Source organism: Anaeromyxobacter sp. SG64 (assembly GCF_022690745.1).
In the GTDB taxonomy this organism is placed as follows: domain Bacteria; phylum Myxococcota; class Myxococcia; order Myxococcales; family Anaeromyxobacteraceae; genus Anaeromyxobacter; species Anaeromyxobacter soli.
The window spans coordinates 1-22,495 of sequence record NZ_JALCZB010000031.1 but is presented as its reverse complement, the minus strand read 5'-3'; the positions used below and the strand labels follow the sequence as shown (position 1 = coordinate 22,495).

The window sequence follows — 22,495 nt, the reverse complement described above, 5'->3', positions numbered from 1 at the left end:
CGCCGCGGGCGCGACGGTCCGTGACCTCCCGTGGCTCGAGGGGCGCACCGGGAGCAGACCGGTGTCGACGGTTCCCCACCGGTGTCGACGGTTCCCCAGGTGAAAGGCCGCTCCCCCGAGCCTGTGAAGGGCGAGCGGTCGCGTCACCGATCAGATGGGGAACACCATCGTCGCGAGCGCGATGAGCCAGAGCGTGTGGGCCATCCCGGACCACATCGCCATCCGCTTCACGGCAGGATCCGCGGGCGGGACGTCCTGGCCGCCCGCGAGCCGGGCCGCGATCGCGCGCCAGGCCGGCCTGAGCCCGACGAGTACCACGACGATCCGGATCAGGGTGAGCGTGAAGCCGATCATGATCCCGGTGCGCGGGTGGACGCCCTGGAAGGCGAGCACGAGGAGCCCGGTGAGCACGGTCGCGACGCCCATGACGACGTCCAGCGTGATCGCGGGTGCGACGCGCGCCGCGAGGCCCGCAGGGTAGGGCCGCCCGAGCGCCAGCGTGCGCCGCACGTCGCCGGCGACCCAGAGCGTCGCGCCGAGCCAGGCCGAGGCGGAGAGGATGTGGAGGAACCGGAGCAGGTCGTTCAAGGTGTGTTCCCTCCGAGGAGTCGGGCGCCGCAGCGCCCGGGCGGAGCTTAACGGAGGCTCGCTGGCCGGCTCGTCACGCAGAGGTGCTGCGCAAGGTCGCACGCGTTCGCCATAGGTGCACGGCGGCCTCGCGCGGCCGGACGTTCGTCACCCACGCCGCAGCACCTCGTCGAGCCGGCCGGTGAGCTGGCCGCGGGTGAGCACCTCGTCGACCCCGGCCTCCTCGGCCGCCTCGATGAGGTCCGCCTGCAGGTGGCCGAGGAACCCGACCACGCGCGCGCCGGTGTCGCGCTTCAGCGCCGCGAGCTCACTCACGAGGCCGGGCTGGTTGAGATCCGCGAGCACGCTCGCGCCCGGCGCTTCGCGGACGACGTCCGCGAGCGGCCGGTCGCGCGGCACGAGCACGATGGGCACCGCGAGCCGCTCGGCGGCGGAGGTGATCTTGGAGCGGAAGAGCAGATCCCGGACGGCGACGACGATCATGGGATGGGCTTAATGGCGGCGGCGCGTGAAGGCGAGCCGCACCGCCGGAGAAGAGTCGGCGACCGTCCGGGGCGCGGCCGCGCCGGACGCGGGGCGGAACTCTCGGTCGGGTGCCGGTCCGGGTCGGGTGCCGGTCCGGTCTGGGGAGGAGTGGCGACCGTCCGTGGCGCGGCCACGCCGGACGAGGCCCGGAACTCTCGGTCGGGCGGAGGCGAACTCTCGGTCAGGCCGCGTGGAGCGGCCGGCCGCCGGCGGCTTCTCAATACCGGTACCCGTGCGCGATCGGGAACCGCCGCCCCTCGCCGAACGCCTTCTCGCTCACCTTGAGCACCGGCGCCGCCTGGCGGCGCTTGTACTCGCTCGCGACGACCATGCGCAGCACGCGCCGCACGACCGGCTCCGCGTGCCCGCGCGCGACGATGGCGTCGAGCGGGAGCCGCTCCTCGACGTAGGCCTCGAGGATGTCGTCGAGGATCTCGTAGGGCGGCAGCGAGTCCTGGTCCACCTGGCCGGGCTTCAGCTCGGCGGAGGGCGGCTTCGTGAAGGTGCGCTCCGGGATGAGCGTGCGGCCCGCGCGCGCGTTCGCGGCGCGCGAGACGCGGTAGACGAGCGTCTTCGGCACGTCGCCGATGACGGCGAGGCCGCCGGCCATGTCCCCGTAGAGCGTGCAGTAGCCGACCGCGAGCTCGCTCTTGTTGCCGGTCGAGAGCACGAGCCCGCCGGTGTCGTTCGAGATCGCCATCAGGATCTGCCCGCGGATGCGGGCCTGCACGTTCTGCTCGGCGAGATCGCCGAGCGGCTTCCCCTCGGCGCGCTCGAGCTGCGCCATGAACGCGGCGTGCATCGGCTCGATCGAGATCTCCTTGAACGGCAGGCCCAGGTTCTCCGCGAGCGCGGCGGCGTCCTCGCGCGAGTGGCTCGAGCTGTAGCGGGACGGCATCGCCACGCCGAGGACGTTCTCCGGCCCGAGCGCGTCGGCGGCGAGGCAGGCGGTGAGCGCGGAGTCGATCCCGCCGGAGAGCCCGACGACCGCGCTCCTGAAGCCGCACTTGCGCACGTAGTCGCGGACGCCGAGCACGAGCGCGCAGTGGACCTCGTCCGCCTCGGGATCGGCGGCGCCCGCGTCGATCGCGACCTTCTCGCCGTCGAGCCGGACGGTGGCCGAGGCGCCGGTCGCGAGGTCGGCGACGAGGAGCACCTCCTCGAAGAGCGGGGCGCGCGCGAGGATCGCGCCGTCCCGGCCCACGAGCATCGACCCGCCGTCGAAGATGAGCGCGTCGTTGCCGCCCACCTGGTTCACGTAGGCGATGGGCGCGCCGTGGCCGGCCGCGCTCGCCGCGAGCATCCGCTCGCGCAGGGCGGGCTTGCCCATGGCGTAGGGCGAGGCGGAGATGTTCACGACGAGCCCCGCGCCGCCCGCCTTCACGAGCTCCGCGATGGGGTCGCGCGCGTAGCGCGGGTGCACCCAGAAGCGCTTGTCGTTCCAGACGTCCTCGCAGACGGACAGGCCGAGGCGGAGCCCCACGCCCCCCGCGTCGGCCGCGGTGGACGCCTCGGACGGCAGGAAGTAGCGCGTCTCGTCGAACACGTCGTAGGTGGGCAGGAGCGACTTGCGCCCGACCGCGACGACGCGGCCCTCCGAGATGAGCGCCGCGGAGTTGTAGACGCCCGGCGGAGGCGCGCCGGGGACGCCCTCCGGGAAGCCGACGACGACCGCGATGCCGCGGGACCACTCGGCCGGCGCGGCGAGCTCGGCGAGCGTGCGCGCCGCGCGCTCGAGGAACTCGGGGAGATCGAGGAAGTCGCGCGGCGGGTAGCCGCAGAGGGCGAGCTCGGGGAAGACCACGAGCGCCGCGCCGTCGGCGCGCGCGCGCTCCGTGACGGCGCGGATCTTCGCGGCGTTGCCGGCGAAGTCCCCGACCGTGGTGTTCACCTGCGCGAGGGCGATGCGTCCTTGGGGGGCCACGTGAGGATGTTACATTGCCGGGCGCGCGCCGCGCCCGCACTTCCGCGAGGCGCCTCGCCCGAGGCCGCAATGACCGCCATCGCGCGCCGCCGCGTCCTCGCCGTGCTCCCGCTCGCGCTCGCGCTCGCGCTCGCCTGCTCGCGCCCGGCGCGGACGCTCCCCGAGGTGAAGGTCTTCGTCGCGGCGGAGCTGCCCGCGGACGTCCTCGTCGACGTCGCCGCGCACCGCGGGGTCGCGCGCGTCGTCCGCGTCGCCCGCGCCGACGAGGCGGAGCTCGTCTGGGCCGGCGATCCGGCCCAGGCGCTCGCGCTCCGCGAGCGGCTCGACCCCGGCAGCGCCCCGGCCGCCGAGGACGTCCCGGCGCGCTGGCGGGACGCGCGGCGCCGCTTCGCGCCGCTCGGCGCCCGCGCGCGCGTGCTGCTCGTGTCGCCCCGCGCCCGGCTCCCGTTCGCGCCCTCGAACCTGCGCGACCTCGCCGACCGCCGCGCCCGCGGCAAGCTCGCGCTCGTCCCGCTCGGACAGGGCGCCGGTCCGGTGACCGTCGCCGCGCTCACCCTCGCGTACGGCGAGAAGAGCGCCGGCCGGTTCCTCGCGCTCGTCGCCGAGAACGCGCCGCAGCTCGCCGCCTCGGACGGCGAGGTCCGCGCGCGCGTCGCCTCGGGCGGGGCGGCGTTCGGGCTCGCCAGCTCGCTCGAGGGCGCGGCCGCCGCCGCCAGCGCGGCGCCGCTCGAGGTCGTCTACCCGGATCAGGTCGGCGCCGGCGCCGTCGCGCTCCCCACGGCGGTCGCGCTCCTCCGCGGCGCCTCCCACGGCGCGCGCGCCCTCGCGGGCTGGCTCGCCGGCCCCGAGGCGGAGCGGATCCTGGTCGCCCGCATCCCCGGGCTCCTGCCGCTGCGCCCCGAGGTGCCGGTCCCGGTCGGAGTCGAGCCGGCAGGGAACCTCGTGACGCTCTCGTTCGACTGGGACGCGCTCGCCGCGGAGACGGCGCGGCAGACGGCGCGGCTCGCGCGCTGGCCGGAGGGGTTCACGAAGGGGACGCCCGGCGCCAGGTGATGGGTGAAGGCGGCGAGCCGCCGCCCCCGCGCCATCGAGGCGCAGGAGCCCGGAGCCGAGGCGGGCACCCGCAGCGACGCGCACCGAGGCGCGCCTCCGACGGGAGCCGCAGCCCAGCGGCGCCTCGCAGTGCGCCGCAGGCGCAAGGAGCGAGGACGCCCGCCGCGGGCCCGGGATCGTGCGCCGAGGGACCGGCCGGGAGGACCCTTCGTCGCAGGCGCCACACGCTCGGCGGGCACCTAGCTTCCCCTCGATGCACGTCCGCGCCGCCCGTGCGCTCCTGCCCCTGGCCCTCGGCGTCGCCGCCGCGGCCCCCGCACCGGCCGCCGATCGCGGCGCGCCGCGGGTGGAGTGCGCCGGGCGGTACGCGGACACCCTCTCGGCGATGAAGCCCGGCGCGCGCGCTCGCGAGGCGCGGCCCGCGGCGGACTACGTGTACTGCCTGCGCGCGACCGCGGTGTACGAGCAGCTCTCGTACGGCCGCGGGGGGAAGCTCCGCCGGCAGTACTACACGAAGGTCCGCCACGGCACCGGCTTCGCCTACCGGCTGCGCGGGGAGGAGGCGCTCCTCGCCACGAACCACCACGTGGTGGACTTCCCCGAGGTGACCGGCGACGGGGTCGAGCTCGAGGGCGTGCCGCCCGGCTCGCGGCGCGTGCGCGAGGAGATCCGGATCGTCGCGAACGAGGCGGAGCAGGACGCGCCGGCCCAGCTCGCGCTCACCCCGGTGGTGTCCGACCCGGCGCTCGACGTGGCGGTGCTCTCGGCCCCGGCGAAGCTCCGGACGATGCCGTACCGCACCGGCAGCGCGGAGGAGCTCCGCGTGGGCGACGCCGTCCTCGTGCGCGGCTTCCCGCTCGGCGCGTTCCCCGCGGCCAACGCGGGGCGCGTCATCGCGGTCGGCCAGCGCGACCTCGACCGGGGTTGGGACCACGAGGACTTCGCGGTGGACGCGCTCCTCAACCTCGGCAGCTCGGGGAGCCCGGTGCTCGCGGTCTCCTGCGCCACCGGCGAGCCCGAGCTCGTCGGCATCTACCACGCGGGCTACCGCGGGGCGCAGGGGCTGAACGTCGTCATCGGCATCGACCAGCTCCGCGGACTCCTCACGGAGCTGCGCCCCTCGCCGCGAGAGCTCGCCGGGCGCGAGCCCGGCGCCGATCCGGCCGCCGCGCGCGCGGCGCTCGCGAGAGGGCCCATCGTGATGCCCTTCGGCGGGCGCGCGGTGCGCGTCGAGGCGACGGGCGGCGGCGTGCGGTTCTCCCTGCTCGACGCGAGCTACCCGCTGTCGACGCGCGTCGAGCTCGCCGTCCTCGGCGGGGCGGGGGCGGGCTCGGGCGAGAGCGAGCTGCGCGACGCCCTCTGGGAGCAGCTCGCCCTCGTGCTTCGCTACCGGCGGGCCGAGGACGGCGGCGACGGCTCGGGCTCCGAGCTCGTGCGGGCGCGCGTGGCCGAGCGGATCCGCGAGCGCGAGGAGGAGCAGGCGGACCTCGTCGCGGCGACCCAGGCGGGCGCGGACGGGCTCGCGGTGATCCGGCCGCCGGGGCGGGAGCCGGCGAACGGCGGCACCGTCCGCGACGGCAGCGGGGCTCCGCTACCGAGAAACCGGGTCCCGTGAAGCGGGGATACAGCTGGGGGAGCAGACGGGCATCCGCCTCAGCCCCTGCCGGGACCACGAGCCATAATTGAGCCGTCGAAACGGGGGGTTAGAAAAAAGTTGTGCCCGGGGGGTGGCAACCGTGTGGGGCGTTATTATCGTCCCGATCGCCGACGACGGGCGACCGAGCAGGGGTGCGGTGGGGCAGCAGTTGCTCGGCTGAGTCTCGATTTGGTCGGCGAAACGGCCCTACATTCAGGGCCCTTCCGGGGAAGAAACGATGGCTCAGATCGATATCGAGATCCTCACGCCGTTCGCCGCCAAGTTCATGGAGGGCACGACGCTCACGCCTGCGGAGCGCGCCGAGGTCCTCCGGATCGCCCAGGGCTTCGCCTGCAAGGACTCCGCGGCTGCGGCCGGCGTCTCGCCGGAGACCATCCGCGCGCGCCGCAAGCGCATCTACCGCAAGCTCGACGTCCCCGGCTCCGGCGAGCTCCTCGCGAGCCTCCTCGCCCTCTCGCTCAAGATGCTCGCGAAGGGTGAGCGGATCGAGCCGCGCCCCGTCGTCCCGGCGCAGCCGCAGCCTGCCGCGACGGCCTCCTCCGCCGTCGTCGCTCGCTAGCAGCACGCAGGTCGTCGCCCCACCGCCGAAGCGGCCGGGCGCAGTCACTCGATCGCGTATCGACGCCGCGCGCTTGCCGCGCGCCCCGTGGAGGGGTGCGGGGCGGGCGCGCGATGCGTTTTGAAGGTGCCGTGGCGCAGCGCCGCGAGGGACGGCGCGCGCCGAGGGTCACCGGGTCGCGAGCCAGGACTCGACGCGCGCCGCGACCTTCGCGGGCGTGAAGCCGAACTCCTCGGCGAGCGCCTTCTCCGGGGCGCTCGCCCCGAAGCGGTCGATCCCGAGGACGAGCCCGTCCTTGCCCACGAGCTTCCACCACTCGATCCCGCGCGCCGCCTCGATCGCCACGGCCGGAAGCGCGGGCGGGAGCACCTCGTCCCGCCAGCCCTTCGGCTGCGCCTCGAAGCACGCGAGGCACGGCACCGAGACGAGCCGCCCGCGGAGCCCCTTCTGCGCGAGGAGCTCGAGGGCGGCCTGCGCGAGCGCCACCTCCGCGCCGGTCGCGAGGATCGCGAAGCGCGCGCCCTCCGGACCCGCGACGACGTAGGCGCCGCGGAGCGCCGCCTCTGCGTCGAACTCGGCGTCGCGCTTCACGGGCGCGATCTTCTGGCGCGAGAGGATGAGCGCGGTCGGGCCGTCGCGCCGGGTGAGCGCGTGCGCCCACGCGACCGCCACCTCGTCGCCGTCGCAGGGCCGGCAGACGTGGAGGTTCGGGATCGCGCGCAGCGCGGTGAGGTGCTCGATGGGCTGATGGGTCGGGCCGTCCTCGCCGAGGAAGATCGAGTCGTGCGTCCAGACGAAGATGTTCTGGAGGCCGGAGAGCGCGGCGAGGCGCACCGGCGGGCGCATGTAGTCGGCGAACTGCAGGAACGTGCCGGTGAACGGGACGTGGAGCCCGTCGTAGGCGAGGCCGTTCGCGATGGCGCCCATGGCGTGCTCGCGGATGCCGTAGTGGACGTTCCGGCCGGCCGGGTTCGCGGGCGAGAACGAGCCGCCGCCCTTGATGTCGGTGAGGTTCGACTCCGCGAGATCGGCGGAGCCGCCGACGAGGCACGGCACGAGCGCGGCGATCTTCTGGATCGTCGCGGCGGAGAGCTTGCGGGTCGCCTCCGCGCCGGCGGCGCCGTCGAGGACGCGCTCGAGGATCCGCTCCGGCACCCAGCGCTCGACGTGCACGTCGAGGAGCGCCGCCTTCTCGCCGTGGGCCTGCCGCCAGCCGCGCTCCTTCGCGCGCCAGGCCTCGACCTCGCGCGCCTTCTCGGCCTGCACCTCGCGCCAGAAGGCGCGGACGTCGTCCGGCACGAGGAAGCGCGGCTCCTCCGGCCAGCCGAGGTTCTTCTTGGTGGCGGCGAGCTCGGCCTCGCCGAGCGGCGCGCCGTGCGCGGACGACTTGCCCGCCTTGGCCGGCGAGCCGAAGCCGATGGTGGTGCGGACGCGGATGAGCGACGGCTTCCCCGTCTCCGCCTTGGCCGCCACGATGGCGCGGTCGATCGCCTCGTGATCGCGGCCCTCGACCTCCTGGACGTGCCAGCCGTAGCCCTCGAAGCGCTTCGTGACGTCCTCGCCGGTGAAGGCGATGGAGGTGTGGCCGTCGATGGTGATCTCGTTGTCGTCGTAGAGGTAGACGAGGCGGCCGAGGGCGTTGTGGCCAGCGAAGCTCGCCGCCTCGGCGGCGACGCCCTCCATGAGGTCGCCGTCGGAGACGATCGCGTAGACGAAGTGGTCCTCGAGCGGGTTCCCCGGGCCGAGCTTCGCCGAGAGCATCGCCTGGCCGAGCGCGAAGCCCACGCCGTTCGCGAAGCCCTGGCCGAGCGGGCCGCTCGTGATCTCGACGCCCGGCAGGTAGCCGAACTCCGGGTGGCCGGGGGTGCGGGAGTGGATCTGCCGGAACTTCTTGAGATCCTCGATGGTGCAGTCGAAGCCGGCGAGGTGGAGGAGCGAGTAGAGCAGCATCGACCCGTGCCCGGCGGAGAGCACGAACCGGTCGCGGCCGAGCCAGCGGGGCTCCTTCGGGTCGAAGCGCAGGTGGCGCGTCCACAGGACGAAGGCCATGTCGGCCGCGCCCATGGGCATGCCGGGGTGGCCGCTGTTCGCCTGCTGCACGGCGTCAGCCGCCAGCATGCGGATCGTGTTGACCGCCTTCTCGACGAGATCTCTGCTCGCGCTCGGCACGGGGTTCCTCCGTAAATTCGCGGGCGCAACATCGCGCAGCGGGGGAGGGAGATCAAGGGGGACCGCCGCCGGGCGGCTGCCTGGCCGATCGCGCGGTGCCCCCGCGCCGCCCTCAGGCGCTCGGAGCCCGGAGCCAGGCGAGCGCGATCGCGCCGTCGGGCGCGATCTCCAGCGCCGCCACCGCGCCGGGCGGCACGGCCAGCTCGCGGCCTGCGGCGAGCGCGACCGCCTCGGCGATCTCCGGGTTGTGGCCGACGAGCGCGGTCCCCGGGGACACCCGCCGGGCGAGGGCGAGGAGGGCGCGCCCGGTCGAGGCGCCGGAGGCGAGCGCAGGCTCCTCGTCGACCGGCGATGCGGTCGCGGCAGCGAGCAGCGCGGCGGTCTCGCGGGCGCGCTCGAGGGGCGAGGTGAGCACGGCCGCGAGCCCGAGCGACGGCGCGAGCGCGCGCGCGTGCGCCTCGAAGCGCGTCCGGCCCGCGGGCGTGAGGGGCCGGGCCGCGTCGGTGGTCGTCCGCGGGGCGGCGTCCGCGTGACGGACGAGGTAGACGCGGCCGGCCACGGCTCACTCCGAGACGAGCAGCGCGACCGGGAAGTCGGAGAAGAGCGCCTCGAGGGGGAGCGCGTCGCCCTCGCGCACCGCGCCGGTCACGACGTCGCGCCAGCGGCGCGGCAGGCCGTGCGGCACGGGGATCGCCCCCTCCCAGCGGATCCGCCCGCCGCCCGCCTCGACGAGGCCGAGCACGAGGCGCGGCACCACGCAGAGCGCGGCGCGGCCGCCGTTCCCGGCGTGCGCCCGCGCGAACGCGAACACGCTCCGCGCGTGCGGCCCCTCGGCGAGCGCCGGCCGGTAGTCGCCGGCGAGGAAGAGCTCGCGGTGCTCCCGGCGTGCGTGCAGCGCCGCGTGGAGGAGGAGGAGCTTGGCGCGGCCGTCGGCGAGCGCCTCCGGCGCGGACACCTGCCGCGCGAGCGCGCGCCGCGCGTGGGGGCCGCGCGCGACCTCCGCGTAGAGCGCCTCGAGCGTGCGCGCGCGCAGCCCGTAATCCACGGGGCGCCGGTTGTCGGGATCGACGAGCGAGAGGTCCCAGAGCTCGCAGCCCTGGTACACGTCCGGCACGCCCGGCGCGGCGCACTTCACCGCCACCTGCGCGAGCGAGGACAGCCGCCCCGCCGCCGCCGTACGCCCCGCGAAGGCGGTGAGGTCGGCGAGGAAGGGGGTCGCGGAGAGGCACCGCTCGACGAAGGTCCGGACGCCGGACTCGTAGTCCTCGTTCGGGCTCGTCCAGCTCGTGTGCACCTTGGCCTCGCGGATGGCCTTCTCCATGTAGCCCTGGATGCGGCCCACGAAGTCGGCGTGGAGGCGGGTGCCCGGCTCGACGCCGCCGTCCGGGAGCGCGCCGACGAGCGTCTGGTAGAGGAGGAGCTCGTCGGCGCGATCGGGGGCGCTGCCGTTCTCGCCCCCCACGTGCGGCCGGTTCATGCGGTGCCAGCGCAGGACCGCGCTCCGGAACTCGGCCGGGATCTCCGAGAGCGCGTCGATGCGGGTGCGCACGTCCTCGCTGCGCTTCGTGTCGTGCGTCGAGGTGGCCGAGAGCGAGCCGGGGAAGCGCGCCTGCCGCTCGGAGAGGAGCGCGTGGACCTCCTCCGGCGTCGAGCCGAAGTGGCGCGGCTCGCCCCCGACCTCGTTCAGGGACGCGAGCCGGACGTAGCTGTAGAAGGCGGTGTCCTCGACGGCCTTCGCCGTCACCGGCCCGGTGACCTGCTGCAGCTTCAGCGTGAACTCGAGCCACTCGTGCCGCTCGTCCTCGGTGAGCCCCTCCGGATAGCGCTGCAGCACGACGTCGCGCAGGAAGTCGTAGATGGACGGGTCCACCACCGGGCTCCGCCGCCGCGCCCGCGCGATGGTGCGCTCGACGAGCGCCCGGTCGCGATCGTCCACCTCGCCGCGGCGGGTCACGTAGGTGCGGTAGACCGGGAACAGCGCGACGAACTCCACGAGCGCGCGGGTGAGCTCGTTGAGGGTGAAGTCGCGCGTGCGCCGGTTCATCTCGCTGATGCGGTTCAGGCGGTGCGCGAGGGTGTTCACCTCGCCGGCCATCGAGGAGGACATCACGAGCCGCTTCTTGTCCACCACCACGTCGGCGAACTGCTCGCGGCGGCCGGAGAGGCGCGTCCACATCCCGTCGAAGGCGCGCTCCGCCTCCGGCTCCACGAAGAGCCCGTTCACGGCGGCGAGGAACTCGTAGCCCGTGGTGCCGTCCACGTCCCAGCCCTCCGGCATGCGCTCCGGCGCGACCAGGATCTTCTCGACCACCACGTAGAGCGGCCTCGCGGGGAGCCGGCCCGCCTCGAGCGCCTCGAAGATGCGCTCGAGCACGAGCGCCTCGGTGTCCGCGTCGAGCGGCGTGCCGCGCCGGGCCGCGAGCGCGCGCGTCCGCTCGACGAGGTAGGACGCCTGGAGCCGGCGGAAGTAGGCGGGCGGCGCGTACAGGCCGTCGGGGTGGTCGATGCGCAGGCCCGTGATGTGCCCGTCGCGCAGCAGCCCCAGCACGAGCCGGTGCGCCTCCCGGAAGACGCGCGGCTCCTCCATGCGGATCGCCGCGAGCGCGTTCACGTCGAAGAAGCGGCGGTAGTTGATCTCCTCGCCGGCGACCCGCCAGAAGGCGAGCCGGTAGGCCTGACCCTCGAGGAGCCGCTCGAGCAGATCGAAGCTGCTCCGGTCGCCCTTCCTGCCGTTGAAGACGCGGATGTTCTCGTCGACGAAGGCGCGCACGCGCGGGCTCGCGTCGCAGAGGGCCGCGAGCCGCCGCTTCGCCACCTCCTTCTCGCGCGCGCGGTCGGCCACGGCCTGGGGCGAGGTGTCGGTGCGCGGCGCCAGCTTCTCGAGCGAGACGCAGATGGACTCGAGCTCCTGGAAGTGGACGTCGCCTTCGCCGAGCTCGGCGCGCAGCTCGGGCAGGCGGTGGCGGAGGAGCTGCGGGACGGAGCGCGGCGCCACCGGGAACACGTGGTCCCAGTAGCGGACCTCGAGCGCGCCGCCCTCGCGCGCGAGCTTCAGCTCGCCGGCCTCGAGCACCTTGCCGAACTGATCGCCGAGCAGCGGGACGAGCACCTTGTGGCCGAGCTCGGTCTTGAGCGGGCGCCACTCGACGTCGAAGGCGGGGGCGTGGACCGACGACGGGCCGTTCTCGAGGACGTCCGTCCACCACGGGTTCCTCGCCCCGATGCCCATGTGGTTCGGGACGAAGTCGACGAGGATCCCCATGCCCCGCTCGGCGCACGCCGCGGCGAGCCCGAGGAAGGCCTCCTCGCCGCCCAGCTCCGGGTTGAGCCGCCCGTGGTTCACGACGTCGTAGCCGTGGCGCGAGCCGGGCGCGGCCTCGAGGATGGGCGAGAGGTAGAGGTCCGTGACGCCGAGCGCGTGGAGGTAGGGGACGACGCGCGCGGCGTCCTCGAAGTCGAAGTCGCCGTGGAGCTGAAGGCGGTAGGTCGAGGCGGGGCGGCGCGTCACGCCGGTGCCGTGCGAGAGCTCCTGCCCGAGCGCGAGGATGAGCTCCTCGGCGAGCGCCGCCCGCGCGATCTCCGCCGCCGGCTCGGTCCCCGTCTCAGTCGCGTCCGCCACCCGAGGTCCTCGCGATTCGCCCGCTCCGCTCGGAGAGCGCGCGCAGCCGGTCGCGCGCGGACAGGTCGGCGGCGAGCGCGCCGAGGTCGCGCGGCATCCGGTACGTCCAGTTCTCGTCGTTCACGGTCCCCGGCACGTTCACCCGCTCGCGCAGCCCGAACGCGTCCTGGAAGGGCAGGAGGAGGAGGTCCGACCCGGCGCCGTAGACGAGGGCGAGCAGCGCGTCGCGCACGCCGTCGTCGAAGGGGACCTGGCCGCGCGCCCGCAGCGGGGCGAGCTCGGGGAGGGCGAGGAAGGCGGCGCGCTCGTCGCCGGGCATGCCGTCCCACCAGTCCGCGAGCGCGTCCGTGTCGTGCGTTCCGGTGGTGGCCACGGACAGGGCGGGCCACGCGCGCGGGTCGCGGAACGGCTGGCCGGGCGCGTTCCACTCCCGCTCCCAGCGCAGCACGCGGTAGCCCGGCACGGCGATCCGCTGCAGCGAGGCGCGCACGAAGTCCGGGACCGTCCCGAGGTCCTCCGCGATGACGCGCGCGCCGGAGGAGAACAGCCCGAGCACGCGCTCGCCGTTCTGGATCTGCGCCGCCTCGCCCTCGGGGATGAAGGCCGGCGGGCTGCCGTCGTTCGGGAAGAAGTAGGTCCGGTAGAGGCCGACCACGTGATCGACGCGGTAGAGGCCGTAGAGGTCCGCCATGCGGCGGGCGCGCTCGGAGAGCCAGGGGTACCCCTCGCGCTCCATCACGTCCCAGCGGTAGACGGGCAGCCCCCAGTCCTGCCCGGTCGCGCTGAACGCGTCGGGCGGCACGCCGACGCGGGCGTCGAGCCGGAAGTCGTCGCGCCGCGCCCAGACGTCGGCGGAGTCGGTCGCGACCATGAACGGCAGGTCGCCGGCGAGCTCGACGCCGGCGCCGTTCGCGGCGTGCCGGGCGGCGCGCCACTGCTCCTCGAGCTGCCACTGGAGCCACGCGTAGAACAGGATCGCGCGGGAGTGGCGGGCGCGCGCGTCGGCGAGCGCCTCCGGGGCGCGGTCGCGCAGCGGCTCGGGCCACTCCATCCAGGCGCGGCCGCCGAGCGCGTCGTCGTGGATGGCGACGAAGAGCGCGTAGTCCTCGAGCCACGCGGCCTCCTCGCGCCGGAACGCCTCGAGCGCCCGGGCGCGCGCCGTGCCGCGGGACCACTCGTCCCGCTCGAAGCGCGCGAAGGCGAGCTCGAGCGCGCGCCGCTTGAGGGCGCGCACCTCTTCCCAGCGCACCGCCGGCGCCGCCCGCACGCGCGCGAGCCGCTCGCGATCCTCGGCGGAGAGCGCGCCCTCGCCCCCCGCCGCCTCGAAGTCCTCGAGCCCGCCGAGGGCCAGGTAGACCGGGTCCACCGCGAACGCGCTGAGGGCGGCGTAGGGGCTGCTCTGCCCGCGCGAGGCCTCGTTCACCGGCAGCACCTGCACGATGGAGAAGCCCGCGCCCGCGCACCAGCGGGCGAACGGGACGAGGTCCGGGATCTCCCCGACGCCCCAGTCACGGGCGGAGCGCATGGAGAAGAGCGGGAGGAGGACGCCGGCCTGTCGGGGCATGGAGGAGCGGGCTCGTGAGCGGGCCCTTCGGCCGCGCTCGAAAGGTTTGGGCTTGTGGCGATCGGGGGCAGGCATTATCAGGAGGCGCGCCCATCCGGCACCTGAAAAGCGGGGCGATACGCCACCGGCGCGCGGCCGAATCCCCGCATCCAGGCCGCGCGCGCGGCCACGCAAGGCACGCCTTGATCCGCGGCCGCTTCGCACCGTCCCCCACCGGTCCGCTCCACCTCGGCAACGCCCGGACGGCGCTCCTCTCCTGGCTCGCCGCGCGGGCGCCCGGCGGCCTCTACGCCCTGCGCGTCGAGGACCTCGACGGCCCGCGCGTCCGCCCCGGCCTGGAGGCGCGCATCCTCGACGAGCTCGCCTGGCTCGGGCTCGACTGGGACGAGGGGCCCGACGTGGGGGGGCCCTCCGGACCTTACCGCCAGTCCGAGCGGCTCCCGCGCTACGCCGCCGCGCTCGAGCGGCTGCGCGCGGACGACCGCGTCTACCCCTGCTTCTGCTCGCGCGCCGAGGTCGCCGCCGCGGCGCAGGCGCCCCACGGGCCGTCCGACGAGGGCCCGCGCTACCCGGGCACCTGCCGCGGACTCTCCAGGGCCGAGCGCGCCCTCCGCGCGCGCACCCGCGCGCCGGCGTGGCGGCTCCGCAGCGAGCCGGGCCTCGTCGCGTTCGAGGACGGGGTGCACGGGCCGCAGGCCTTCGACGTGGAGGGCTCGGTGGGGGACTTCGTCGTGGCGCGCGCGGACGGCCTCCCGGCCTACCAGCTCGCGGTCGTCGTCGACGACGCGGCGATGGAGGTGACGGACGTCGTGCGCGGCGACGACCTCCTCCCCTCGACCGCGCGCCAGCTCCAGCTCTACCGCGCGCTCGGCCTCGCGGCGCCGCGGTTCGCCCACGTCCCGCTCGTCGTGGGCGAGGACGGAGAGCGGCTCGCGAAGCGGCACGGCGCGCTCTCGCTCGCCGAGCTGCGCGAGCGCGGCGTGGCGCCCGGGGCGGTGGTGGGGCTCCTCGCCGAGCTGTCCGGGCTCGCCTTGCCGGGCGCGCGCTGCCGTCCCGCGGAGCTCGTCGGAGGCTTCACGCTCGGGCGGATCCCGCGCCGGCCGGTGACGCTCGGCGCGGCGCGGGTGGCGGCGCTCGGCTGAGGTGATCGCGGAGCCCGTGCGCCGGGCGCGGGCGGCCTCGCCGGCCGCGCGGTGGTGCCCCGGGGGCGCCCGCCGCCGGTCGCTCTAGAAATCCACCCCGACGCGCCCCAGCATCCCGAGGGCCGGCTCGTGAGAGTCCATGCCGGGCAGCCCCCAGCGCGCGAGCCCCCACACGCCGAGCCGGAGCGGGAACACCGGGAGCTTCAGCGAGACGCCCGGGCGCACGCCGTAGAACGTGGACCAGTTGCCCGCGACGGCCTCGCCGAGGTCCGAGCGCGTGCGAAGGTTCGCGGCACCGACCTCGCCGAGGAGCTCGATCCGCAGGAGGGGCAGGACGTCGAAGGAGAGCCCCGCGAGGCCGCTCGCGTCGTACCGCTCGAGCTGCGAGCGGTGGAAGTAGCCGCCGGCCGCGGCGCCCAGCGCGAGCGTGCCGACGCGCAGGAGCACCGTGCCGCCCAGCTGTCCCATGGGCAGGAGCGCCTCGTTGGAGAGCGGCGCGCGCTCCACCCCGAGCTTCTCCGCGCCGATGGTCGTCTCGACGCCCAGCGACACGCCGGCCCGCGCGACCCCAGCGCCTGCGAGCAACGCCACCGCCACCACCGTCCGAACGCGCATGCGCTCTCCCCCCCGCTCGAGTTCCAGCCTTCACTCGAAAGTGCGCACGCGCGCATCCCCGTCCGAGCCCATCCCGGGGGGGCGGACGAGCGGGGGAGGGGCACGGCAGCTACAACCCCGGCCGTGTCGCTCCTCCGCTCTCGCACCGATCCCCGCTGGCTCGAGGTCGCGCTCGCCGACCTGCCGTCGATCCTCGCCGACCACGCGCACTGCGAGAAGAAGGCGGCCGCGAGCGCGGTGAAGCTCGTCGCCGAGCACCCCGACCGCCCGGAGCTCGTGCGGGCGGTGGCGCGGCTCGCGCAGGAGGAGCTGCAGCACTTCCTCGCGGTGCTCGCCGAGATGGGCCGCCTCGGCGTCGCGCTCACGCCCGACGGGGGCGATCCATACGCGCAGGCGCTCCTGCGGCGCGTGCGCGGCGGCGAAGGTCGGCTCGTGGACCGCCTGCTCGCGGCGGCGCTCATCGAGGCGCGGAGCTGCGAGCGCCTCGCGCTCCTCGCCGGCGCGCTCGAGGAGCCGCGGCTGCGCGAGCTGTACGCCCGGCTCGCGCAGTCCGAGGCGGGGCACGAGCGGCTCTTCGTCGAGCTCGCCCGGCGGCACGGGGCGGGGGACGTGGACGCACGCCTCGCCGAGCTCGCGGCGGAGGAGGCGCGGATCGTCGCGGGCCTGCCGCTCCTGCCCAGGATTCACTGACAGCGCGGTGAACACCTGCGCGCGCCCAGCGCGGGAGCCCGCGGCGGGACGCGGACGAGCGCTCGAGGCCGGCGGCCGGGCGCGGGCGGAGATCGCGCCCGCCGCGCCGGCCTCGGTGCGCGGGCTCGGCCGCTCCACTTCGGAGGGACCCCGGGGCTCCGGAAAAGCGGCGGGGCTCCGTCGTGGTCCTGCCATTTCGGCCGTGGTCTGGGAGGCTGCGGGAGGTGCGGCGCGTTCGCTCCGCGCTCCAGGCGCTCCACGAAAGGAGGAGGTTGCGATGAAGGCGCTCGTCTATCACGGCCCCGGGAAGAAGGCGTGGGAGGAGAAGCCGAAGCCGACGATCAAGGAACCGACCGACGCGATCGTGAAGGTGGTGAAGACCACGATCTGCGGCACCGACCTCCACATCCTGAAGGGCGACGTCCCGGCGGTCACCGACGGCCGGATCCTCGGGCACGAGGGGGTCGGCGTCGTCGAGGAGGCGGGCGCGGGCGTCACGACCTTCAAGAAGGGCGACCGGGTCCTCATCTCCTGCATCACCGCCGACGGCAAGTGCGAGGCGTGCAAGAAGGGGATGTACTCGCACTGCGCGAACGGGGGCTGGATCCTGGGTCACCTCATCGACGGGACGCAGGCCGAGTACGTCCGGATCCCGTACGCCGACACGAGCCTCTACGCGGTGCCCCCGGGCGTGGACGAGGGCGCGCTCGTCATGCTGAGCGACATCCTCCCCACCGGCTTCGAGGTCGGCGTCCGCAACGGCGCCGTGAAGCCGGGCGACACGGTGGCCATCGTCGGCGGCGGGCCGGTGGGCCTCGCCGCGCTCCTGACCGCGCAGTTCTACTCTCCGGCCGAGCTCATCATGGTGGACCTCGACGACAACCGCCTCCAGGTCGCGAAGAGCCTCGGCGCGACCCAGACCGTCAACAGCGGAGACGGGAAGGCGGTCGAGAAGGTCATGGCGCTCACCGGCGGCAAGGGCGTGGACGTGGCCATCGAGGCGGTGGGGATCCCGGCCACCTTCGACGTCTGCCAGGAGATCGTCGCGGCGGGCGGGCACGTCGCGAACGTCGGCGTGCACGGCAAGAGCGTCTCCCTGAAGCTCGAGAAGCTCTGGATCCGCAACGTCACGATCACGACGGGGCTCGTGGACACGAACACGACCCCGATGCTCCTCAAGAACGTCGTCGCGGGGCGGCTCGCGCCGCGCAAGCTCATCACCCACGAGTTCGCGCTCCACGACGTCGTGAAGGCCTACGACACGTTCGCCAACGCCGCGAAGGAGCGGGCGCTGAAGGTCATCCTGCGAGCGGAGTGACGGCCCGGCGGGCGCGAACCCGCCTCGCGTGCCCGCGAGGCCGGTTCGCGCGCCGTACGCGTCACCTAGAGCTTGGCCGCCGCCGCGAGCAGCGCGTCGTTCTCCTCGGGCGTCCCCACCGAGATGCGGATGCACCCCTCGAGCCCGGCGTAGTGATCCTGCCGGCGCACGAGGATCCCCTTCGCGACGAGCGCGTCGAACGCCGCCTTCGCGTCCGGCGTGCGCACGAGCACGTAGTTCGCGGCGCTCGGGTAGGGCTTCCAGGTCGGGTGCGCGGCGAGGCCGGCGAGGAGCCTCGCGCGCTCCGCGCGGATCCGGGCATGGATCGGCGCGAAGGCGCCCGGCGCCTCGAGCGCGGTCAGCAGGATCGCGCCGGTGTGCGCGGGGATGCAGAACGGCGGCACGAGCGCCCGCACGATCGAGGCGACGCGCGGCGCGGCGAGCAGGTAGCCCGCGCGGATGCCGCCGAGGCACCACGCCTTCGAGAAGGTGCGCAGGATCGCGACGTTCGCGTTCGCGCGCGCGAGCGGGCGCGAGTCGGTGCCCGCGAAGGCGTGGTACGCCTCGTCCACGACGAGGAGCCAGTCGCGCTCGCGCGCCCGCGCCGCGAGCCGCTCCACCTCCGCCGTCTCGAACAGCCGCCCGGTGGGCGCGTGCGGGTTCGGCAGGAACAGGACGCCGGGAGGGCCCTCCATGGCGGCGAGGAGCGCGTCCACGGGGAGCGCGAAGCCTTCGCCGAGGGGGATGGAGCGGTACGGGGTGCCGGCCGCCGTCGCGCCCCCCTTGTAGTAAGGGAAGGCCGGGGCGGTATCGAGCACGGAGCGCGCACCCTGCGCGAGGGCGAGGACGAGCAGGTTCGAGCCCGGGGCGACGACGATCCCCTCCTCGGGCCACTCCTCGTGGCGCGACAGCGCCGCGCGGACGTCCTCGGCGTGCAGCTCCGGGTAACGGTTCCAGGGCAGCGCCTCGAGGCGCGCCAGGGCGCGGGCCTTGAGCTCCGGCGGGAAGTCCTCGGGGCTCTCGTTCTGGTCGAGCTTCACGCGCGCGTCGACCTTCGCGTACGGATAATCGGCGACTGCGACAAGGTGCGGCTTGAAGGCGTTCACGGGGTGAGGGTAGCACCACCCGGGCGGCACCGCGCTGTCGGGCGGCATGGCGGGCGCGTCGGGAATCCCCGACACGGCCGCGTGGAAGCCCGCGGAACGAGACGCGAACGAGCTGGCAGGCGAGATGCACATTGGCGAGGGTGGGTGGCCGGACGGACGGCCCCGGGACGAAAAGGAGAAACGGTCATGACGAAGAACTCGAAGGTTCCTGCTCTCGTTGGCGCCGGCGTCGGTCTCGCCCTCTTCCTCGCGGTCGCGCTCCTGCCCGCGCTCCTCTACGGCGGCTACGCGGGCGTGATGCTCGCCGGGGGCATCTTCGGCACGCCGGTCACCGCCTCCTTCGCTGCCCGGGCGCTCATCGTCTTCGGCATGGTCCTCGGCGTCACCGCCATCGGCTCGCTCTTCGCCGTCGGCGGCGCGGCCGCGGGCGCGGCCATCGGCGCCATCATCGGGCTCACGCCCGCGACGCCCAAGAAGGCCGCCGAGAAGGCGAAGGCGTAACGACCCGACGAGCGACCCGCTCGATCCCGTCCGAACACCCGAGGCCCCGGATCCGACGGATCCGGGGCTCTTCTTTTGCGCGGCCGCGCCTTTTCCCGGCCGCGCGCCGGACCCCGCCGGGCGGCGCGCCCCTAGCTCCCGAGCCCCGCGTCGATCGTCTCGCGCAGGTACCGCGCCGCGAGCGCGACGGTGCGCGGCCCGCCCCCGGCGCTGCGGGCGACGTTTGGAGCGACCTCCATCACGTCGCCGCCCGCGAGCCCGACCTCCCGCCCGAGCCGCGCGACGAGCGCGGACACGAAGTCCGGCGCGAGCCCGTCCGGCTCGGGCGTGCCCGTCGCGTCCGCGAAGGCCGCGTCGGTGCCGTCGATGTCGTTCGAGAAGTAGACCTCCCGCACGCCGGACGCCCTGACGTGGGCTAGGATCGCGTCGAGCGCCGCCGCGGGATCGCGGCGCACCTCCGCGGCCCAGAACTGCCGGACCCCGAGCGTCGACTCCCAGTGCTTCCGATCGCGCCCGGACGCCCGCGTGCCGACCTGGACGAGCCGGCCGCGGCGGCCGAGGAGCTCGTTCGCGTGGAACGACCAGGTCGCGAAGCAGTAGCGGACGCCGAGCCGCTCGGCGAGGAGGTCGGTGTGCGCGTCGATCTGGACGATGCCGAGGCCGGGGCGGGCCGCGGCGAGCGCCTTGACGACGGGCCAGGCGGTGGAGTGATCGCCCCCGAGGGCGAAGACCCGCGCGCGCGGGTTGGCGGCGAGGACGAGCCCGAGGGCGCGCTCGGCGATCGACAGGGGCGAGACCGGCCAGGTCCGGCGCTCGGCGTCGGCGAGGTCGGGGTAGAGCGCGCGGGCGCTCGCCTCGCGCTGCGCCTCCGAGAGCATGGCGTCCTCGAGGAGCTGCGGGACGACGAACACGTCGCCGAGATCGACGAGCCCGGCCTCGCGGGCCCGCTCGGCCCACCGGGAGTCGTCCTCCAGCAGCTGCGCGCGGATCGCGCCCGGCCCGAGGTTCGCGCCGCGCTGCACGCCGCCGCCGGAGTCCGACGGGATCCCGAGGAGCACCGCGCGCGCCCCCGCGGCGCGGCCGAGCGCCTCGCGCCAGCGGGCGCGGACCGCGTCCTGGTCCGCCGCGCCGTAGAGCCGGCGCTGCAGCTCGAGCTGCTCCGCCCTGCCGGTCGAGACGAGGTGGACCCCGCCGCCGGCGGGCCGCAGCATCCGGACGAGCGCGTCGATCGCGTTCACGGGAGAAGGTTACCCCGGCGGCGGGGGCGCCGCAGCGCCCCTCGCGCGGCCCGGGGCGGGCGCGCTCACCGGCCGAAGCCGCGCACGAACTCGACGAGCGTCCGCACCGCGAACCCGGTGCCGCCCTTCGCGACGTAGCCGCGCTCCTTCGGCGCGTGCGACGGGCCGGCGATGTCGAGGTGCGCCCAGGGCACGTCCTTCGCGAAGGCGTGGAGGAAGTGCGCCGCGCTGATGGCGCCGCCCCAGCGCTCGCCGGTGTTCTTGAGATCCGCGCGGTCGCTCTCGAGCTGCTCCTTCAGCGACTCCGTCATGGGGAGCCGCCAGATCTCCTCGCCCGACGCGCGCGCCGCGGCGAGCACCCCGTCCACCGTCGCGCCGTCCGGGCCGAACAGGCCGGCGGTGGTGTGGCCGAGCGCCACCACGCAGGCGCCGGTGAGGGTCGCGACGTCGATCATCGCCGCGGGCCTCAGCGTCTCGGCCGCCCAGGCGAGCACGTCGCCGAGGACGAGCCGCCCCTCCGCGTCGGTGTTGGTGATCTCGACGCTCTTGCCCGCGTACGAGACGAGCACGTCCGAGGGCTTGTAGGCCTTGCCGCCCGGCATGTTCTCGCAGGCGCCCAGCACCGCGTGGACCGGGAACGGCGGCGCGAGGTGGGCGACGACGCGCATCGCGCCGAGCACGGCCGCCGAGCCCGCCATGTCGGTGTTCATCGTCACCATGCTCTCGGTGGGCTTGAGCGACAGGCCGCCCGAGTCGAAGGTGATCGCCTTCCCGACGAGCACGACCGGGGGCTTCTTCGCCGCCGCGCCCTTCGGCACGTAGCTCACCGTCACGAGCCGCGGCGGCTCGGACGAGCCGCGCGTCACGCCGAGGAACATGCCCATCTTCAGGGCCGCGATCTCCCTCGGGCCGCGCACCTCGACGGCGAGCCTCGCCTCGCGCGCGAGCGCCTCCGCCTGCTCGGCGAGGAGCGCCGGCGTGCAGTCCGCCGGGCCGAGGTTCACGAGGTCGCGCGCCCAGGCGACCGCGAGGGCCACCTCGCGCGCGAGCTCGAGCGCGGCCTTCACCTCGGGGAGCTTCTCCGCGCCCGCCGGGACCGCGACGGTGAGCTCGGCGAGCGGCGCGCGCTTCGGCGCCTCGCTCTTGTAGCGCCGGAACCCGTAGCCGCCGAGGAGCGCGCCCTCCGCCAGCGCGCGCGCCGCGGCGGCGACGTCGCCCAACCCGTCCTCGGGCGGCGCGATCGCGAGGGAGCGCGCGCCGGCCTTGCCGGCCGCGCGGGCGGCCTTGCCGGCGGCGACGCGCAGCGGCTCGAAGCCCGCGGCGGCGAAGGCGCTCGCCTTCGCGCGCGGTCCCACGCCGACGAGCAGCACGCGGCCCGCGGGCGCGCGACCGAGGGTCGGGAGCGCCAGCTCCTGACCGGGCTTTCCCTCGAACCGCTCGGCCTTCGCGGCCGCCGCGAGGCCGCCGCCGAGCATCGCGTCGAGCCCCTTCAGGCGCCCGCGCAGTCCGCCCTTGACGTCCTCCTCGTACACCGGCAGCGCGAGCGCGTCCGCCGCGAGCTCCGCGGCCGGGGTGCCCGACGCCTTCACCGCGGCGGGCTTCGCCCCCGCCGCCGCCTTCGCTGCCGTCGCCTTCGTCCGCGCCATCCGGTCTCCTCGCGAGCCCGTCCGCCCCGCCGGAGCGGAGGGAGGGGAATGGAGTGCGGGCGTCGTTTAGCACGGCCGCGGGCGTCGCGCAGGGCTCCGCGCGGCGCTGGCCTGTTGGGCGCTCAGGGCGCGCGGACCGCCGCCTCGACACGCCGGGCGGCCGCCGCGGCCTCGGCCGCGCCGCAGGCCGGGGCCTGGCGCGAGATGCCGAAGATCCCCTTCGTCTCGACCCGGGCGGCCGCGGCCCGCCGGAGCGCGGGGAGCGCGGCGGGATCGCCGACCTCGCCCAGGCGCTCCGCGGCGGCGCGGCGGACGTCGCAGTCGGGCGCGTCGAGGAGCGCGCCGTACGCGGCGGGCCGATCGAGCCGCTCCTCCACGCCCATGTCGCGCGCGAGCTCGAGCGCGCGGAGCCGCTGGGCGGGCGCCCCCTCCCGCGCGCCGCGGAGCACGAAGGGGACCGCCGCCTCCCCCTCGTCGAGGAGCAGCCGGTGGGCGCGGTCCGCGACGGGCCGCTCCGCGGCGAGCGCCTCGACGAGGTCCGCCCGGGCGGCGTCGTCGAGCGGCGCCCGGGTGCGCGCCGT

18 protein-coding genes and 1 pseudogene are annotated in these 22,495 nt (G+C 75.5%); 7 read left to right on the top strand and 12 right to left on the bottom strand.

The window, feature by feature from the left end; all coding sequences use genetic code 11:
- Positions 1-150 precede the first annotated feature (150 nt).
- The 3 genes from MNZ29_RS11500 to MNZ29_RS11490 all read right to left on the bottom strand — a co-directional run bounded on the left by MNZ29_RS11500 (position 151) and on the right by MNZ29_RS11490 (position 3,037).
- Positions 151-588 carry a hypothetical protein gene (locus MNZ29_RS11500; RefSeq protein WP_242355283.1) on the bottom strand — a complete coding sequence of 146 codons (438 nt, stop codon included), beginning with the start codon at positions 586-588 and terminating at the stop codon, positions 151-153.
- Between the two features lie 147 nt (positions 589-735).
- On the bottom strand, positions 736-1,071 hold the full coding sequence (locus MNZ29_RS11495) for a hypothetical protein (protein ID WP_242355281.1): 336 nt from the start codon (positions 1,069-1,071) through the stop codon (positions 736-738).
- Positions 1,072-1,330: 259 nt separating this feature from the next.
- Positions 1,331-3,037 carry an NAD+ synthase gene (locus tag MNZ29_RS11490; protein WP_242355279.1) on the bottom strand — a complete coding sequence of 569 codons (1,707 nt, stop codon included), beginning with the start codon at positions 3,035-3,037 and terminating at the stop codon, positions 1,331-1,333.
- Positions 3,038-3,106: 69 nt separating this feature from the next.
- Here MNZ29_RS11490 and MNZ29_RS11485 point away from each other — a divergent pair, with 69 nt between their 5' ends.
- The 3 genes from MNZ29_RS11485 to MNZ29_RS11475 all read left to right on the top strand — a co-directional run bounded on the left by MNZ29_RS11485 (position 3,107) and on the right by MNZ29_RS11475 (position 6,306).
- Positions 3,107-4,090: an ABC transporter substrate-binding protein gene (locus MNZ29_RS11485; RefSeq protein ID WP_242355277.1), complete on the top strand. Its 984-nt coding sequence runs from the start codon at positions 3,107-3,109 to the stop codon at positions 4,088-4,090.
- A 253-nt stretch (positions 4,091-4,343) separates the two neighbouring features.
- Complete coding sequence (locus MNZ29_RS11480; RefSeq protein ID WP_242355275.1) at positions 4,344-5,705, top strand: serine protease; 1,362 nt, start codon at positions 4,344-4,346, stop codon at positions 5,703-5,705.
- 259 nt (positions 5,706-5,964) lie between these two features.
- On the top strand, positions 5,965-6,306 hold the full coding sequence (locus MNZ29_RS11475; protein ID WP_242338380.1) for a LuxR C-terminal-related transcriptional regulator: 342 nt from the start codon (positions 5,965-5,967) through the stop codon (positions 6,304-6,306).
- A 168-nt stretch (positions 6,307-6,474) separates the two neighbouring features.
- Here the strand turns inward: MNZ29_RS11475 and tkt are convergent, their stop codons facing one another.
- The 4 genes from tkt to MNZ29_RS11455 form a co-directional block, all read right to left on the bottom strand.
- Positions 6,475-8,475 carry a transketolase gene (gene tkt / locus MNZ29_RS11470; RefSeq protein ID WP_242355273.1) on the bottom strand — a complete coding sequence of 667 codons (2,001 nt, stop codon included), beginning with the start codon at positions 8,473-8,475 and terminating at the stop codon, positions 6,475-6,477.
- Between the two features lie 112 nt (positions 8,476-8,587).
- The gene (locus tag MNZ29_RS11465) at positions 8,588-9,034 is read right to left on the bottom strand and encodes a histidine phosphatase family protein (RefSeq protein ID WP_242355271.1); all 447 of its coding nucleotides are present in this window, start codon (positions 9,032-9,034) and stop codon (positions 8,588-8,590) included.
- Between the two features lie 3 nt (positions 9,035-9,037).
- A complete protein-coding gene (locus MNZ29_RS11460; protein ID WP_242355269.1) occupies positions 9,038-12,094 on the bottom strand; it encodes a malto-oligosyltrehalose synthase in 3,057 nt (1,018 codons plus the stop codon).
- Positions 12,078-13,733 carry a 4-alpha-glucanotransferase gene (locus tag MNZ29_RS11455; RefSeq protein ID WP_255821296.1) on the bottom strand — a complete coding sequence of 552 codons (1,656 nt, stop codon included), beginning with the start codon at positions 13,731-13,733 and terminating at the stop codon, positions 12,078-12,080. Before MNZ29_RS11455 ends, MNZ29_RS11460 begins: the two co-directional genes overlap by 17 nt.
- A 107-nt stretch (positions 13,734-13,840) precedes the next feature.
- Between MNZ29_RS11455 and gluQRS the strand changes: the two genes are divergently transcribed.
- Positions 13,841-14,800 (top strand): tRNA glutamyl-Q(34) synthetase GluQRS, encoded by a 960-nt coding sequence (gene gluQRS, locus MNZ29_RS11450; RefSeq protein WP_242338392.1) that lies wholly within the window; start codon positions 13,841-13,843, stop codon positions 14,798-14,800.
- 84 nt (positions 14,801-14,884) lie between these two features.
- On the opposite strand, the gene MNZ29_RS11445 is transcribed toward gluQRS, so the two are convergent.
- On the bottom strand, positions 14,885-15,415 hold the full coding sequence (locus tag MNZ29_RS11445; RefSeq protein ID WP_242355267.1) for a hypothetical protein: 531 nt from the start codon (positions 15,413-15,415) through the stop codon (positions 14,885-14,887).
- 123 nt (positions 15,416-15,538) lie between these two features.
- Between MNZ29_RS11445 and MNZ29_RS11440 the strand changes: the two genes are divergently transcribed.
- Together MNZ29_RS11440 and MNZ29_RS11435 are read left to right on the top strand one after the other, a co-directional pair.
- A complete protein-coding gene (locus tag MNZ29_RS11440) occupies positions 15,539-16,105 on the top strand; it encodes a tRNA-(ms[2]io[6]A)-hydroxylase (protein WP_242338395.1) in 567 nt (188 codons plus the stop codon).
- A gap of 277 nt (positions 16,106-16,382) precedes the next feature.
- Positions 16,383-17,423: a zinc-dependent alcohol dehydrogenase family protein gene (locus tag MNZ29_RS11435; protein WP_242338397.1), complete on the top strand. Its 1,041-nt coding sequence runs from the start codon at positions 16,383-16,385 to the stop codon at positions 17,421-17,423.
- Between the two features lie 65 nt (positions 17,424-17,488).
- Here MNZ29_RS11435 and MNZ29_RS11430 read toward each other — a convergent pair whose 3' ends face one another.
- A complete protein-coding gene (locus MNZ29_RS11430) occupies positions 17,489-18,577 on the bottom strand; it encodes a histidinol-phosphate transaminase (protein WP_242355265.1) in 1,089 nt (362 codons plus the stop codon).
- A 138-nt stretch (positions 18,578-18,715) separates the two neighbouring features.
- Between MNZ29_RS11430 and MNZ29_RS11425 the strand changes: the two genes are divergently transcribed.
- Positions 18,716-19,030, top strand: coding sequence for a hypothetical protein (locus tag MNZ29_RS11425; protein ID WP_242338401.1), 315 nt, complete (start codon positions 18,716-18,718; stop codon positions 19,028-19,030).
- Positions 19,031-19,161: 131 nt separating this feature from the next.
- On the opposite strand, the gene MNZ29_RS11420 is transcribed toward MNZ29_RS11425, so the two are convergent.
- The 3 genes and pseudogenes from MNZ29_RS11420 to MNZ29_RS11410 all read right to left on the bottom strand — a co-directional run.
- Positions 19,162-20,268: an arginase family protein gene (locus tag MNZ29_RS11420; protein WP_242355263.1), complete on the bottom strand. Its 1,107-nt coding sequence runs from the start codon at positions 20,266-20,268 to the stop codon at positions 19,162-19,164.
- A 65-nt stretch (positions 20,269-20,333) separates the two neighbouring features.
- Positions 20,334-21,914 carry a leucyl aminopeptidase gene (locus MNZ29_RS11415; RefSeq protein ID WP_242338406.1) on the bottom strand — a complete coding sequence of 527 codons (1,581 nt, stop codon included), beginning with the start codon at positions 21,912-21,914 and terminating at the stop codon, positions 20,334-20,336.
- 122 nt (positions 21,915-22,036) lie between these two features.
- Positions 22,037-22,495, bottom strand: a pseudogene (locus MNZ29_RS11410) (serine/threonine protein kinase); the annotation flags it as partial.

Excerpts from the sequence above, each read along its gene's own strand:
- MNZ29_RS11475 (WP_242338380.1), top strand. The coding sequence starts at position 5,965 with ATGGCTCAGATCGATATCGAGATCCTCACGCCGTTCGCCGCCAAGTTC.
- MNZ29_RS11435 (WP_242338397.1), top strand. The coding sequence starts at position 16,383 with ATGAAGGCGCTCGTCTATCACGGCCCCGGGAAGAAGGCGTGGGAGGAG.
- MNZ29_RS11445 (WP_242355267.1), bottom strand. The coding sequence starts at position 15,415 with ATGCGCGTTCGGACGGTGGTGGCGGTGGCGTTGCTCGCAGGCGCTGGG.
- MNZ29_RS11430 (WP_242355265.1), bottom strand. The coding sequence starts at position 18,577 with ATGCCGCCCGACAGCGCGGTGCCGCCCGGGTGGTGCTACCCTCACCCC.
- MNZ29_RS11485 (WP_242355277.1), top strand. The coding sequence starts at position 3,107 with ATGACCGCCATCGCGCGCCGCCGCGTCCTCGCCGTGCTCCCGCTCGCG.
- MNZ29_RS11480 (WP_242355275.1), top strand. The coding sequence starts at position 4,344 with ATGCACGTCCGCGCCGCCCGTGCGCTCCTGCCCCTGGCCCTCGGCGTC.
- MNZ29_RS11415 (WP_242338406.1), bottom strand. The coding sequence starts at position 21,914 with ATGGCGCGGACGAAGGCGACGGCAGCGAAGGCGGCGGCGGGGGCGAAG.
- MNZ29_RS11495 (WP_242355281.1), bottom strand. The coding sequence starts at position 1,071 with ATGATCGTCGTCGCCGTCCGGGATCTGCTCTTCCGCTCCAAGATCACC.
- MNZ29_RS11425 (WP_242338401.1), top strand. The coding sequence starts at position 18,716 with ATGACGAAGAACTCGAAGGTTCCTGCTCTCGTTGGCGCCGGCGTCGGT.
- MNZ29_RS11455 (WP_255821296.1), bottom strand. The coding sequence starts at position 13,733 with ATGCCTGCCCCCGATCGCCACAAGCCCAAACCTTTCGAGCGCGGCCGA.